The organism is Stenotrophomonas sp. GD04054 (genome assembly GCF_029836955.1).
Taxonomy (GTDB): Bacteria; Pseudomonadota; Gammaproteobacteria; order Xanthomonadales; family Xanthomonadaceae; genus Stenotrophomonas; species Stenotrophomonas maltophilia_A.
Genome location: NZ_JAOECR010000031.1, coordinates 1 through 12939 on the forward strand (window position 1 = coordinate 1; position 12939 = coordinate 12939).

10 protein-coding genes are annotated in these 12939 nt (G+C 65.5%); 1 reads left to right on the plus strand and 9 read right to left on the minus strand.

Annotated features, from left to right (window positions below; genetic code table 11):
* Positions 1–261: 261 nt before the first annotated feature.
* A complete protein-coding gene (locus N7573_RS14440) occupies positions 262–1776 on the plus strand; it encodes an acetyl-CoA hydrolase/transferase family protein (protein ID WP_012509864.1) in 1515 nt (504 codons plus the stop codon).
* Between the two features lie 162 nt (positions 1777–1938).
* Here the strand turns inward: N7573_RS14440 and N7573_RS14445 are convergent, their stop codons facing one another.
* The 9 genes from N7573_RS14445 to N7573_RS14485 all read right to left on the minus strand — a co-directional run bounded on the left by N7573_RS14445 (position 1939) and on the right by N7573_RS14485 (position 12882).
* Positions 1939–3303 (minus strand): VOC family protein, encoded by a 1365-nt coding sequence (locus N7573_RS14445; protein ID WP_279913977.1) that lies wholly within the window; start codon positions 3301–3303, stop codon positions 1939–1941.
* A gap of 165 nt (positions 3304–3468) precedes the next feature.
* Positions 3469–3957 (minus strand): hypothetical protein, encoded by a 489-nt coding sequence (locus N7573_RS14450; RefSeq protein ID WP_279943201.1) that lies wholly within the window; start codon positions 3955–3957, stop codon positions 3469–3471.
* Between the two features lie 31 nt (positions 3958–3988).
* Positions 3989–4741: an HAD family hydrolase gene (locus tag N7573_RS14455; protein ID WP_032130030.1), complete on the minus strand. Its 753-nt coding sequence runs from the start codon at positions 4739–4741 to the stop codon at positions 3989–3991.
* A 95-nt stretch (positions 4742–4836) separates the two neighbouring features.
* Positions 4837–5247, minus strand: coding sequence for an EF-hand domain-containing protein (locus tag N7573_RS14460; protein ID WP_279913450.1), 411 nt, complete (start codon positions 5245–5247; stop codon positions 4837–4839).
* A 232-nt stretch (positions 5248–5479) separates the two neighbouring features.
* Positions 5480–5851 carry a hypothetical protein gene (locus tag N7573_RS14465; protein ID WP_032968343.1) on the minus strand — a complete coding sequence of 124 codons (372 nt, stop codon included), beginning with the start codon at positions 5849–5851 and terminating at the stop codon, positions 5480–5482.
* Between the two features lie 210 nt (positions 5852–6061).
* Complete coding sequence (locus tag N7573_RS14470) at positions 6062–6775, minus strand: M15 family metallopeptidase (RefSeq protein WP_253144926.1); 714 nt, start codon at positions 6773–6775, stop codon at positions 6062–6064.
* On the minus strand, positions 6708–8261 hold the full coding sequence (locus tag N7573_RS14475; protein ID WP_279913449.1) for a serine hydrolase: 1554 nt from the start codon (positions 8259–8261) through the stop codon (positions 6708–6710). The genes N7573_RS14470 and N7573_RS14475 overlap by 68 nt, the downstream gene beginning before the upstream one ends.
* A gap of 55 nt (positions 8262–8316) precedes the next feature.
* A complete protein-coding gene (locus tag N7573_RS14480; RefSeq protein ID WP_279913448.1) occupies positions 8317–11340 on the minus strand; it encodes a TonB-dependent receptor in 3024 nt (1007 codons plus the stop codon).
* Between the two features lie 51 nt (positions 11341–11391).
* The gene (locus tag N7573_RS14485) at positions 11392–12882 is read right to left on the minus strand and encodes a transglutaminase domain-containing protein (RefSeq protein ID WP_279913447.1); all 1491 of its coding nucleotides are present in this window, start codon (positions 12880–12882) and stop codon (positions 11392–11394) included.
* Positions 12883–12939: the final 57 nt, after the last annotated feature.

Genomic DNA, 12939 nt, shown 5'->3' on the forward strand with positions numbered 1-12939 from the left:
ATGGAGACCGCGTATTCATACTGGACGACAGGTAATAAAAAAGCCCGCTTGCAGCGAACTGCCAGCGGGCTCTGCTCCCTCCCCCACGTCGGGATGCAGGTCCATCGTGCGGGCTGCGAAAGCACTTTGCACGCTGCACTGCAAAACAAAACCGGCGGGTTTGGGTGACCCCTGCGGGAAAAGCCATTCCACGAAGGTAGAACCCCCCGTACGGATGAGGATGGCCGATAATCAGAATTCCCCCCAGCAACACGTGTCGTCATGTCTGTTGATCGCATCGCCAACGCGCGTCTTCGTGACCGCGTGGTCTCCGCAGAGGCCGCAGCCGCGCTGATCCAGCCCGGTGAAACCGTGGCCATGAGCGGCTTTACCGGCTCCGGGTATCCCAAGGCCGTTCCCGTCGAACTGGCCCGCCGCATCGAAGCGGTGCATGCCCAGGGCCAGCCCTTCCAGATCAGCCTGATGACTGGCGCCTCCACCGCGCCGGAACTCGATGGCGCGCTGGCCAAGGCCGATGGCATCGCCATGCGCATGCCGTTCCAGAGCGACCCGGATGCGCGCAACCGCATCAACGAGGGCAAGCTGGATTACATCGACATCCACCTCAGCCACGTGGCCCAGCACGTGTGGTTCGGTTTCTATGGCGAGATCGATACCGCCGTGATCGAAGTCTCGGCCATCCGCGAGGATGGCTCGCTGGTGCCCTCCACCTCGGTCGGCAACAACAAGACCTGGCTGGACCTGGCGAAGAAGGTGATCGTCGAGGTCAACGAGTGGCAGCCGGCCGGCGTCGACGGCATGCATGACATCTACTACGGCACCGCGCTGCCGCCGCACCGCAAGCCGATTCCGCTGGTGAACGCCAACGACCGCATCGGCGACACCGCGCTGCGCTGCGACCCGGACAAGATCGTGGCCGTGGTGCGCACCAACGGCCCGGACCGCAACAGCCCGTTCAGCCCGATTGATGCAACCAGCGAGCAGATCGCTTCGCACCTGATCGAGTTCCTCAAGCACGAAGTGAAGAAGGGGCGCCTGCCGCCGAACCTGCTGCCGCTGCAGTCAGGCGTGGGCAATATTCCGAACGCGGTGCTGGCCGGCCTGGCCAAGAGTGGTTTCCGCGACCTGGCCGCGTTCACCGAAGTGATCCAGGACGGCATGCTCGACCTGCTGCGCGACGGCGTGCTGAGCTATGCCTCGTGCACCGGCTTCGCGCTGAGCCCGCAGGCCAACGAGACGTTCAAGGAGAACATCGATTTCTACCGCGAGCGCATCATCATGCGCACGCAGGAAATCTCCAACCATCCGGAACTGGTGCGCCGCCTCGGCTGCATCGGCATGAACGGCATGATCGAGGTGGACATCTACGGCAACGTCAATTCGACGCACGTGATGGGCACGCGGATCATGAACGGCATCGGCGGTTCCGGTGACTTTGCCCGCAACGGTTTCCTGTCGGCGTTCCTGAGCCCGTCCACCGCGAAGAACGGCACCATCTCGGCGATCGTGCCGATGGCCAGCCACGTGGACCACACCGAACACGACGTGTCGGTGATCGTCACCGAACAGGGCTTGGCCGACCTGCGTGGCCTGACCCCGCGCAAGCGTGCGCAGGTGCTGATCGACAACTGCGCGCACCCGGATTTCCGCCCGCAGCTGCAGGACTACTTCGACCGCGCCAGCCGCGAGAGCTACGGCAAGCACACCCCGCACCTGCTGCCGGAAGCGCTGTCGTGGCACCAGCGCTGGCTGGATACCGGCACGATGAAGGGCTGAGACCCGCTTTTGTAGAGTCGAGCCATGCTCGACTGCTTTTCTCGGCAGCCGAGCATGGCTCGGCTCTACAGAGGGCAGCGCCATGACCCCAGGCACGGACATCGGGTAGAGCCGGCCGCTGGCCGGCTCCCCAGAACAGCCGGCCAGCGGCCGGCTCTACCTTCACGCGGTGCGCAGCGCCGCCAGCGATTCGGCCTGCAGCCGCTCGTAGATTTCGAACTCGTCATTCACCGCCACGCCCAGCGCCTGCTCGAAGGCCTCGCGGTTGGCGTGTGCGGCATACGCACGCTGTTCTTCACCGCCCAGGTTCGACTGGAAGATGCCCGCGGCGCTGACCGGCAGGAAATCCTCGTAGACGATCGGGTCGGCCGTGGCCAGGCCCGCGGCCACCAGTACTTCAGCCGGCAGATCGGCCACGCGCTCCGGCGCGGCGCGGCCGGCATCGGTCAGCTGGTAGCGGTAATAGCCCAGGCCTTCCTGGCGCAGCGTGTCATGGTCATCCGGGAAGCTGGCGAACACCGCCTGCAGGCGCTGGCCGTAGTCGCCGCCGGTGCTGCCTTCGCCACCGGCATCGCGTGCCTGCGACAGCAGCTGGTCGTAGAGCGCGCGGCCCTTCGGGGTCAGCGCAAGGCCACGCTGTTCGATCTCGCCGAAGCGCGCGGTGTGGGTGCCGGCATCACCACCCTCACTGTGCGGGAACTGCACGGCTTCTTCCAGTGCCTTGAAGCTGGTCTGCCGCAGCAGGATCGGGCAGGCACGGCGCGGCGGGCCTTCGATCACCGCCTTGGCCGCCATGCCATGCTCGATCATCGCCGCCTGCGCCGCGTCGATATCCAGCGTGCGCGGGGTCAGGTGGTTGATGTGCGGGCCACGGAAACTGACCACGTCGGCCACCAGCCGATGCGCGTTGTGCAGCGCGTGGTAGGTCGGCAGATCGACGGTGGCATCGCCGTGCCAGCGGAAGGTTTCCAGTGCTTCATCGACGAAGCGCTCGGCATCGGCCTGCGACAGCCCGCCGTCACGCTCGGCCTGCTCGATCAGCGCCAGCGCGCCCTCGGTGAAGATGCGGCGACGTGCAAGGATCTTTGCCGATTCGGCACGCAGCGCTTCGTCTTCGATCAGCTCCAGGCGCAGCAGCGAGGTGAACACGCGGAACGGGTTCTGCGCCAGCGCGGCGCCGGTGAGCGGGCGGAACGCGGTTGAGTGCACCGGCACGCCAGCCACCGACAGGTCGTAGTAGCCCACCGGGTACATGCCCATCACCGCGAACAGGCGGCGCAGCGTGGCCAGTTCCTGCACGGTGCCGACCCGGATCGCGCCGTGGCGCTCTTCATCCAGGCGCGCGCGCTCGTCGTTGCGCTGCAGCTGCGCGGCCAGCGCAGGGTCTTGGTCAAGCACCTGCGCGTTGATCCGCTCCACCAGTTCCACCAGCGTGCCGTACAGCGGCACTTCGGTGCGGTACATGCGGGACATGGCCTGCGCGAACAGGCGGCGGATCACATCAGGCGAAACGAAAGAGGCGCTCATCAGTCACTCGATTACGGGAACGGGGAACAGCTCGAACCCGTATTGTCGCCGGAGCGCGGGGCCGCGGCGATATGCAGAGCAACATGAAGGAAATCGGTAGTGCCGGCCGCTGGCCGGCAACCTCGGGATGCCTGGAAGGGTGCAGTTGCCGGCCAGCGGCCGGCACTACCGCTTGAGCTGGCGCCTCAGGGTGGCATCCAGGGTGATCGGCCGGTCCCAGTGCTGGTAGCTGGCCACGATGGCGTGGCGCAGCGCGCGGTAGTGCAGGTTGTCCGGCTTGGTCGGCATGCGCTTCACCCCCGCCTCCCAGCCGCCCTCCGGGTCCTGGCTGAAGGCGCGCACGCTGTCGCGGCAGGTCTGGCCGCTGGCCTTGGCCCAGAAGCAGGCGAAGTAGATATCCCCGGCCTGCCAGCCATGGGTGGTGAACAGCGCGCTGATGTAGCCGCGCGGTACGCCGGCATAGCGCGACACCTCGTCGAGGAAGGCGTCGGGGTAGCGTTCGGCGTAGTGGTTGATGTCCTGCAGTTGGGCATCGACCCAACGGTCACCGGTTTCCACCGTGTAGGCCGCCGAACGCTCGGCGGTCTGCTGGGCCAGCACGGTGGCCGGCACCAGCAGCAAGGACAACAACAGTGCGCGCAGTCGGACGTTCATGCCCCGATTCTGCCGCAGCCGCCGGGTCCTGTCAGGCCGCCGCCGAGGCCTTGGCCTCGATCGCCGCCAGTGCGGCCGGCCAATCGTGGGCAGTGTCGGCGGTGACCATGCGCGGTTCGTCGTCGGCCACGCCGTGCTGGGTCTCGTGGGCCCAGGTCACTGCGTACGGCGTATGCACGCCCCAGCCGCCCAGGGTCACCACCGGCTCGATGTCCGAGCGCAGCGAGTTGCCGACCATCACGAAGCGCTGCATCGGCAGGTCGAATTCGGCCAGCACGCGGGCGTAGGTTTCCGGGTCCTTCTCGGAGACGATCTCGATGCGCGGGAACAGCTCGGCCAGGTTGGCGACCTTGATCTTCGCTTCCTGGTGGAACAGGTCGCCCTTGGTGATCAGCACCACCGGGTAGTGCTCGGCGATGGCCGCCACCGCTTCGCGCACACCGTCGATCAGTTCGACCGGGTGGCGCAGGGTGTCGTGGCCGATGTCCAGGATGCGCTGGATGTCCTTGGCCTCGATGCGCTGGCCGGTGATGTCGATGGCCGCTTCGATCATCGACAGCGTCATGCTCTTCACGCCGTAACCGAAGGTGCCCAGGTGGCGCTGCTGCACTTCCAGCAGGTGGCGCGCGGTCTGCGTGTCATGCACGTCGACGTAGCGCGACAGCAGGTCAAGATAATCCTGCTCGGCCTTGCGGTAGTAGTCCTCGCTCTTCCACAGCGTATCGTCACCGTCAAAACCGACCAGGCCGATGGCGCGCGACGGCGCAGGCGTGGGGGTGTTCATCGCACAAGGATACAGGGGTGCTGGTGACGATAAAAACCCGGGCGGCCGCAGCCGCCCGGGTCCTCATGCACCGGTCTTCCCGAATCAGGCGTGGATCAGCGGCCCTGCGCCGCGCCGGCACCTGTACCGGCCTGCTGGGCGGCCACGTAGGCCTTGTACTCATCGGCGCTCAGCTCGCCGTCCTTGTTGGTATCGGCCTGGTCGAACACCTGGGCCAGGCCAGCGTTCACCTGCGCCTCGGTCTTGCTGATGGTGCCGTTGCCATCGGTATCGATGCTGGCCCAGGTCTGGCCACCGCCATTGGCCTGTGCCGAAGCCGCTGCGGCCGCGTTGGTCGCCTGGTCAGCCGCCTGCCCTGCCTGTGCCGCCGACTGCTGCGCCTGCGCGGCCTCGTTCTGTGCCTGCGCGGCCTGCTGCTTGGCCGACTGGGCCATCGCCGGAATGGCCAGCACGCTGCCGGCGGCGACGATCAGGGCGATCAGGGGCTTGCGGTTGCGAATAGTCATCAGGGGTGTCTCCTACCAATTGGGTGGTGTTGCGCGGCGTGTTGTCTCCGCACGGCACCTACCCTGCCACCGCCTTTCTGAATCGATTTTGCCCCGCGACCGGCGTCAACACGCACGATTAACCACTCGCCTACGCGCATGCTTTAGCGCGGTGGTTAGCATGAAGTGAGTGGCTCATAAGCTGCGCATTCAGCGCTGCCTGATTTAACCGGCAGCGAACGAAAAACCTGCGTCAGTCGACGTTCTGAGCCGATGACCGCGAACTGAACACCACCCAGCCGAGGGCAACACCAGCGAGCGCGCCGGCGATTTCCAGCACCACGCGGCTGCCGAGTTCGTTCGGATCGTGGATGGTGGCGAGGAAAAGACGCGCATACAGCGGCGACTCCAGACGCACGATGCCCATGTAGAACAGCTTCCAGGCATCGATGCCGGCGGAGATGATCACGGCGATGACGCAGGACCAGCCGATCGCGTGGCCGACCGTCCAGTGCAGGAGCCGGCACAGCTGCGACCACAGGAAGTACACCAGCAGCCCGACCAGCAGGGCGATGGCGCCCGCTTCGAGGGTACCGAGCAGGCCGAAGTGCAGGGGAAGGTTCATCGGGTGGGCAGGGATGAAGAGGCGGCCAGTGTAAGGGATCTGCCTCGGACCCAATCCGTTAGCCCCGGTAGATCCACGCCATGCGTGGATGAATCCCCATCGAAATCGAATACTCCGATGATTGAACGAAAGGCGTCCACGCATGGCGTGGATCTACCGTGTCGACCAAGGTCGACACCTACCAACAGCAGCGACCCTCTGCCGATATCCCTACCGCACCGGGACGTCGTACGCGGTGCCGGGATCCGGCTCGGGTTGCAGGGTGTAGTGCCACCACTCCTGCGGATAGTTGACGAAACCACGGCGTGCCATCGCCTGCACCAGCTGCTTGCGGTTCGCCTGTTGTGCATCGCTCAATCCGCTTGTCTGCGTGTGCGCACGAGGGCCGAAGAAATCGAAATCCGTCCCCATGTCCAGCGGCGTGCAGGTACCGCTGCGGCAATCGAGCAGACCGAGGTCGACGGTGGCACCGCGGCTATGGCCGGAGCGCTCGGCGATGTAGCCGTCGACCAGCAGCCGTGGCTTGTCCAGATCCGGGTACTGCAAAGCCTTGCGCGAGCGCTCGCGCGGATCGTTCACCCAGGCCATGAAGGCCTGCACCGAACGCACCGGCCGGTAGCAGTCGTAGAGGCGCAGGCCAAAGCCATCCGCGCGCAGGTCCTGTTCCACCTGTGCCAGTGCCTTCGCCACCGGCGCCAGCAGGTAACAGGACGGCGCCTCGTAACCCGGCACGCGCGCGCCGGTGAAGTTGTTCGCGCCGGCGTAGCGGATGTCCATCTCGATGCCTGGCGACAACGTGCGGACCTCCACTAATCCGGCGCTGGCGGCATCAGTGGCCGGCGAAACACGCGGCGGCTCAGCGGCGCTGGCGCTCGCTGCCAGGGCAGTCGCCAGTACGAGTGAAATGCAGGTCCTGGAAGTCATAGCTGAAGTCGATGTCCGGATCGATGGCACGCAGGTCCAGTGTGGGCGGCGCACCGTCACCGGGCTGCAGCCAGGCCTGTGCATCTTCGCCCAGCGTATCCCAGCGCAGCAGCCAACGCCCCTGCAACTGCAGCACCGTGGCCTGCAGCCGGGGCGACTTGTCCACGCTGAAGCGCAGGCCGTCCGCGCCCGGGCACAGTGAGGCCGGGCCCAGCCACGAATCAGTGTAGCGGCCTTGCCAGCGCTGCAGATCGGAAGCCGACGCCTGCTGCGCATCTGACGTCGGCGGCCGCTGATGCCCGGTTGCCGCACGAGCGGCCTGGTCCGCCTTCAGTTCGGCAAGGTACTCCATCGCAGGCCGCGCATCGTCCGCTGCGGTGAAGCGCTTCAGCGCGGCCTGCATCAACGCGGTACGCGCATCCTCGCCTTCGCCATTGATCAGCATCACCACACCCACCTTGCGGTCGGGCAGCAGCGCCAGCGACGAGTACATCCCTGACAGCGTGCCGGTGTGTGCCACCTTCCACTGCCCATCCATGTCAGAAACGCGCCAGCCATAGCCGTAGCCGTAAAAATGCGCGTTGTCCCAGCGCCGCTGGCGCTCACCCAGCGGCATCGGCATGTGTAATGTCCACAACGTGCGGCGCTGTTCACTGTCCAACCAGGCCGGCACCACGGCAGGATCCAGCAGTACCTGCATCCAGCGCGTCATGTCACGCAGCGAACAGCGGATGCCTCCGGCAGCCATGGACGGCAGGTCCGGGCTGATGGCACCGTCAGCGTTCACCACCTCATTGCGATCACCACGCCAGGCATGTGGCTGCGCGACGTTGCCTACGCGCTTCACCGACCAGGCCCCCACCTGGCAGCGCGTCATCCCGAGTGGTTCAAACACCTGCTCGCGCATCAACTGGTCGTACGATTTGCCACCCGCCGCAGCGGCCACTTCGCCGGCCACCACGTACATCAGGTTGTCGTAGGCATAGTGGCTGCGGAAGCTGCTGACCGGCTTCAAGTGCGCCAGTCCGGCAATGATGTCGGCGCGGGTGAACGAGTTCGGTTCCGGCCACAGCATCAGGTCGCCGGCACCCAGGCCGAGGCCGCTGTTGTGGATCAGCAAGTCGCGCACCTGCATCTGCTGGCCCACCCATGCGTCATGCATGCGGAAACCGGGCAGGTGCCGCCGCACCGGGTCATCCCAGCGCAGCCTGCCCTGCTGCACCAGCCGCGCCAGCAACGCGGCGGTCATCGCCTTGCTGTTGGAGGCGATCTTGAACAGCGTGTCCTCGTCGATGCGGCCGCCATCACCGCGCGCGCCCTCGGCATGGCGATAGACCACCTGTCCGTTCTCGACCACCGCCATGGCCAGCCCGGGCAGGTGCTCGTGCCGGACCACGGCGGCGACATCGGTATCGAGGGGGGCGGTGTCGGTCGCCGATGCGGAGGGTGCGGCCAATGCCGCTGCGAGGATCAGCAGATGATGCATGCACGCTTCCCTTCCAATGCCCGCGCCGCCCACACGGACGGCACGGGATGCAGCCTCAGAAATTCCAGGTCACCACCAACTGTGTATAGCGCGGAGCCTGCCAGCGCGTCCCGGTGGCGAACGTCGCCTCGCGGTACTGGCCGGGCTGCGCTTCATAGCGCTGGTGCACGTTGATGGTCTTCTGATTGTTGAACAGGTTGTAGACCGACAGCCGTGCGCTGAGGTCGACGCCTTCCACCGGCAAACGCCACGTCACATTGGCGCCCATGGTCCACGTCCATGGCAGGCGACCGAACGCGCCGCGCGGACTGTACTCGAACTGTCGCTGGTTGTATGGGCCGGAGCAGTTGGCCACGCACAGCCAACCGGTGCCACCGCCACTACCTTCACTGGAGGTACTGCCACCGGCGATGGAGTCGTTTGGCCACATCACGCCATACGCAGTGATCGGGCCACCGGACTGCACCTGCAACGTGGTGCCGAAGGACCATTGCTTGTTCAGTGCGTACGCAGCTCGCAGCTTGAACTGGTGGCGGAAGTCGTTGAACAGTACGCCGTAGCGCTCGTTGGTGGCGGGGTGGTCCCAGAACTGGACCATGCCGGTATCACCGTAGTTGGTATCGGAGTTCACTGGTCCTTCGAAGTTGCCTTCACTCTTCGACCACAGGTAGGACGCGTTGAACATCCACTTCTCGTCCCATGCACGGTCGATCTGGAACTCCAGCGCCTTGTAGGTACGCTTGGGCTTGGAGTAACCGATCACCTCGTCGCTGCCGCCCTTTCGATAGCCGCTGTTGGCGGTGTCGATGGTGATCCAGCCTTCGTTGGCGCAGCCGATGCTCTTGTCGCCCCAGATCGTCAGGCTCTCGCCCGGATTGGCGATCGGCCACAGCGTGCTCGGGGTCGGGCCGCACGGGGTGTAGTTGATGCGGATGTCATCCAGCGCACGGGTCATCCGTCGATAGGTGGCGTTGACGCCCCAGGACCACGCCTGGTTGATCATGTTCTGGAAGCCCAGGATGTACTCGTCCTGGTAGACCGCCTTGAGATCGCGGTCCACGCTCTGGCGCAGGTCGGCACCGCCGGTGTTCATGCGGGTGTCGGTCGGCCCGATCTGCTGGCCGACGATCGGTGCCATGTACGGCGAGCCTGTCGGCGAGGTCTTCTGTTCCCAGCCATTGAGCACGTAATAGCTGTATTCGTCGGTGAGACCACCGGCGAAGTTCACGTTGATGTTGTTGGTAACCGGCAGGTAGTAGCGGCCGGCGTTGCCGAAGAGCTTGGTGCTGCCATCACCGCGCATGTCCCACGAGAAGCCCACACGCGGCGCGACCAGGTCGTCCATCTTGATGAACGCCTTGCCGGCGGCGGTGCGGTTTTCGAAACGGTCCCAGCGCACGCCGAGGTTGAGCATCAGGTTCGGAGTGATGTTCCAGATGTCTTCCACGTAGAAGGCATTGGCTTCAGTCTCGAACGTGCCTCCCGACTTGCGGTTGCGCGCACGCAGCATTTCGGTAACGCCTGCTGGCACGTAGGCATTGGCACCGTCCCAGACTTCGTCGCCAGGTCGCGCTACGTAGGCCGTGTAGCTCAACTCGGTCGGACCGGGGTAGCGGGTGGACTGCTTTGTGGTCATCAGCTCACGGTCGACACCGAAGCGTAGCAGGTGATCACCCAGCTGCCATTCGAAGTCCAGTCGCGCCACGTCACGGGTATCGTCACGCTCGGCCACTGCCGTGCCGGTGGGGTGGCAGCCTGCGCGCAGGCCCTGCAGCTTGCCCAGGCGCGGGCCGTAGGTGCTGTCGGTGAACACCGGGCTGCACGCCTGATCCAGCGACGAATTGGTGAACGCACGCTGGTTGTTCTGGCCGACCATGGCGCGGGCGGTGAAGTTCTGGCCGAAGTGGCCGGTATAGGTGGCCGACCAGTTGCGACCACCCGTCTCGGTGACCGAATCACCGCCCCATGCACCGAGCTGGTCTGCGTTCCAGTTGTAGCCATACGAGGCGTTGGTGACGTCACCTTCGTCGGAGAACGCCAGCAGTGCCAGGCTGTGGTTGTCGTTGATGTTCCAGTCCAGCTTGGTGCCCCAGAAGCCGTTGCCGGAATCATTCTTGAACCAGGTACTGCCATCGGACGAGGTGTTGTGCCCTTTGTCACTGCGGTCTTCATACATCGCGAACAGGAACAGCTTGTCCTTGATGATCGGACCGGAGCCCCACACGTTGGTCTTCAGGAACGAGTTGTTGTCGCGGCTGCCATACGAATGCGGGGTTCCATCACGATGGAAGTGGTCGCCGCCGCTGGAGCGCCATGCACTGGGTTCAGCGGTGACTTCCACGCCGCCTTCGAACTCGTTGCTGCCCGAACGGGTCACCGCATTGATCACGCCACCGGTGGAGCGGCCGAACTCGACCGAGTATCCGCCGGTCTTGACCTGAAACTCCTTGAAGAAGGCGAACGGCGCGGTACTGAAGCCGCGACGGGTGTACATGTCGGTGACATTCAGGCCATTGATGAAGACGGCATTTTCAGCCACCGACGAGCCGGCGAAGGACAAGCCACCAAAGGACGAGTTGCCGCCGACCACGCCAGGCGCCATCAGTGCGACCGCAGACAGGTCCTGCGCCACAGGAAGGCGCGAGATTTCCTGTCGATTGATGTTGAAGGATGTTTCGGTGGAATAGACATCCACGCGATTGACCACGCGTGTGCCGACCACCTGCAGTGCATCGAGATTGGTGACGCCGCCGCCGCTTGCCAGATTGACCGTGGTGGTGCCGCCGATCGCGACGCTGACAGCAACCTGATCACCCAGCTTCTGGCCATCACGGCTGAGCTGCAACTGGTAGTCGCCCACCGGTAGCTGGCCAAGGCGATAGCTGCCATCGGCACCGACCGTGACAGAGCGGGTCAGGCCCGTGCTGTTGCTGACCACGGTCACCTGATCACCGGCGGTGGCACGGCCCGCCACCGCGCCGCTCACGTTCTGCGCCATTGCGGTGCCGGGCAGCATCACGCCCAGACACGCCCCGAGGGCGACGCACAACGCCGCCCGCTTGATGCTGTAAGCCTTCATCCCCTGCTCTCTCCTGCAAGAATTGAATGGTGTGGAATGCGATGTGTCGCGCTAGCGTTGCCCGGCTGGCAGTACCCGCCACTGGAAGTCGTAGTTCCATTGGTCGAAGTACAGGTTGCCGCCTGACCACTCGGCCTCGCCGCGCTGCGAGTCGACCGTTTCCGAGCGGAAGTGCTGCTTGGCCGGCACCAGGGCCTGGCCGAAATCGTCGTTGAAGGCGATGCGGTAGCCGTCGAGGCCACCCAGGTAGAAATCGCGCAGGGCAGGCACGTCGCTGGCCAGCGCGCCGGTGGTCACATCCATCGGCAGCCAGCCATACGGCGCCAGGTAGACCTGCCCCCAGTCATGCAGGTTGTTGTAGCCGCTGCCATCGTCGGAGAACACCATGCCCGACTGCCAGCGCGCGGGAATGCCGTTCATGCGCAGCAGCGCGATCAGCAACAGCGTCTGCTGGCCGCAGTCGGCATGTCCGGCACGCAGCGCGTAATCGCTGATGTTGCTGATCGTGGAGTATTCGCGCGCACCGGCCCATGGAATGCGATCCACGGCAGCAAACAGCTTGCGCACCACTTCATACGGGCGGGTTTCCCCCTGCAGCACCTGGTCGGAGAACAGCTTCAGTGCCGGCGTGAATCGCACGTGCGGCGGCTGCTCGGCCAGGTAGGGTTTCAGCGCCGGATCGGCCGGTGTCGGCTGCACCTTGGCCGGATCGATCGCGGTATGCCGGGCCAGGATCGTGACCGCGTAGCGGACCTCGAAGCGCGTCGGCTGCCCCGCCACCGCCTTGGCTTCCAGATAGGCCGTGCGCTGCAGGGTGCTGGCTGGCGCCACGCGCGCCTTGCCCGGGGTGCTGCCCAGCCACTGCACCTGCTCCTGCTGGCCGGGTATCTCGCGCGGGTAGGGAATCCAGGCGCGTACGGTCTCGCCGGCCGGCACCGCATCAGCTTTCACCGTGAGCGACTGGGTGAATTCAATGCGCTGCGGCAGTACCGACGCTCGGCCACTTTGTTCCGCTGCGGCAAGCACGCGCGCGTGGTGCGCGTTGAGCACCTCGTTCGGGCCCGGCGCCGGCATCGGTGCATCCGCGCGGCGGCGCGCACGTGCCTCGTCGCTGAGCAGGAACAGGTTCGACGGTGCGCGCTTGAGGTACCAGCGCGTGCCATCGATGTCGAGGTGTTCGATCAGTCCAAGCTGGTCCCAGCGTGCGAATTCCTCGTCGGTCAGGTCGGGAATCCAGCGGCGCACGGCAGACTTGGTGGCGGCTTCGTCGAGGGAAAAATCCAGGCGGATGCGGCGCATGCGCTCTTCCTGGAACGCGATGTCGTCGAAACTGACGCCAGGCTCCGCCGCGTCCGCAGCCGACCAGGTGTTCAGTTCGCTGCCGGCTTCAAAGAACCGTCCCGCGTCGATCATCTGCACGACGCGCGCGAACTGGATGGCCGAGGGTGGCGGCTCCGCTCCCGCCGACCACGCGCACAGCAGCAGCGCGGCACTCAGGCCGGCAGCAGCAGGCAGACGCAGTTTGCGAACGGCAGGATCCACAGCGACACTTCCCAAGCGCGGGTGGTAACGGCTGTGTAACACGGGCCGGGAGACCGG

What these genes read in the sequence shown, in the direction of transcription:
- N7573_RS14450 (WP_279943201.1), bottom strand. Translation starts at nt 3,957, where the DNA reads ATGAACGTCCGACTGCGCGCACTGTTGTTGTCCTTGCTGCTGGTGCCG.
- N7573_RS14440 (WP_012509864.1), top strand. Translation starts at nt 262, where the DNA reads ATGTCTGTTGATCGCATCGCCAACGCGCGTCTTCGTGACCGCGTGGTC.
- N7573_RS14470 (WP_253144926.1), bottom strand. Translation starts at nt 6,775, where the DNA reads ATGACTTCCAGGACCTGCATTTCACTCGTACTGGCGACTGCCCTGGCA.
- N7573_RS14475 (WP_279913449.1), bottom strand. Translation starts at nt 8,261, where the DNA reads ATGCATCATCTGCTGATCCTCGCAGCGGCATTGGCCGCACCCTCCGCA.
- N7573_RS14480 (WP_279913448.1), bottom strand. Translation starts at nt 11,340, where the DNA reads ATGAAGGCTTACAGCATCAAGCGGGCGGCGTTGTGCGTCGCCCTCGGG.
- N7573_RS14465 (WP_032968343.1), bottom strand. Translation starts at nt 5,851, where the DNA reads ATGAACCTTCCCCTGCACTTCGGCCTGCTCGGTACCCTCGAAGCGGGC.
- N7573_RS14445 (WP_279913977.1), bottom strand. Translation starts at nt 3,303, where the DNA reads ATGAGCGCCTCTTTCGTTTCGCCTGATGTGATCCGCCGCCTGTTCGCG.
- N7573_RS14460 (WP_279913450.1), bottom strand. Translation starts at nt 5,247, where the DNA reads ATGACTATTCGCAACCGCAAGCCCCTGATCGCCCTGATCGTCGCCGCC.
- N7573_RS14455 (WP_032130030.1), bottom strand. Translation starts at nt 4,741, where the DNA reads ATGAACACCCCCACGCCTGCGCCGTCGCGCGCCATCGGCCTGGTCGGT.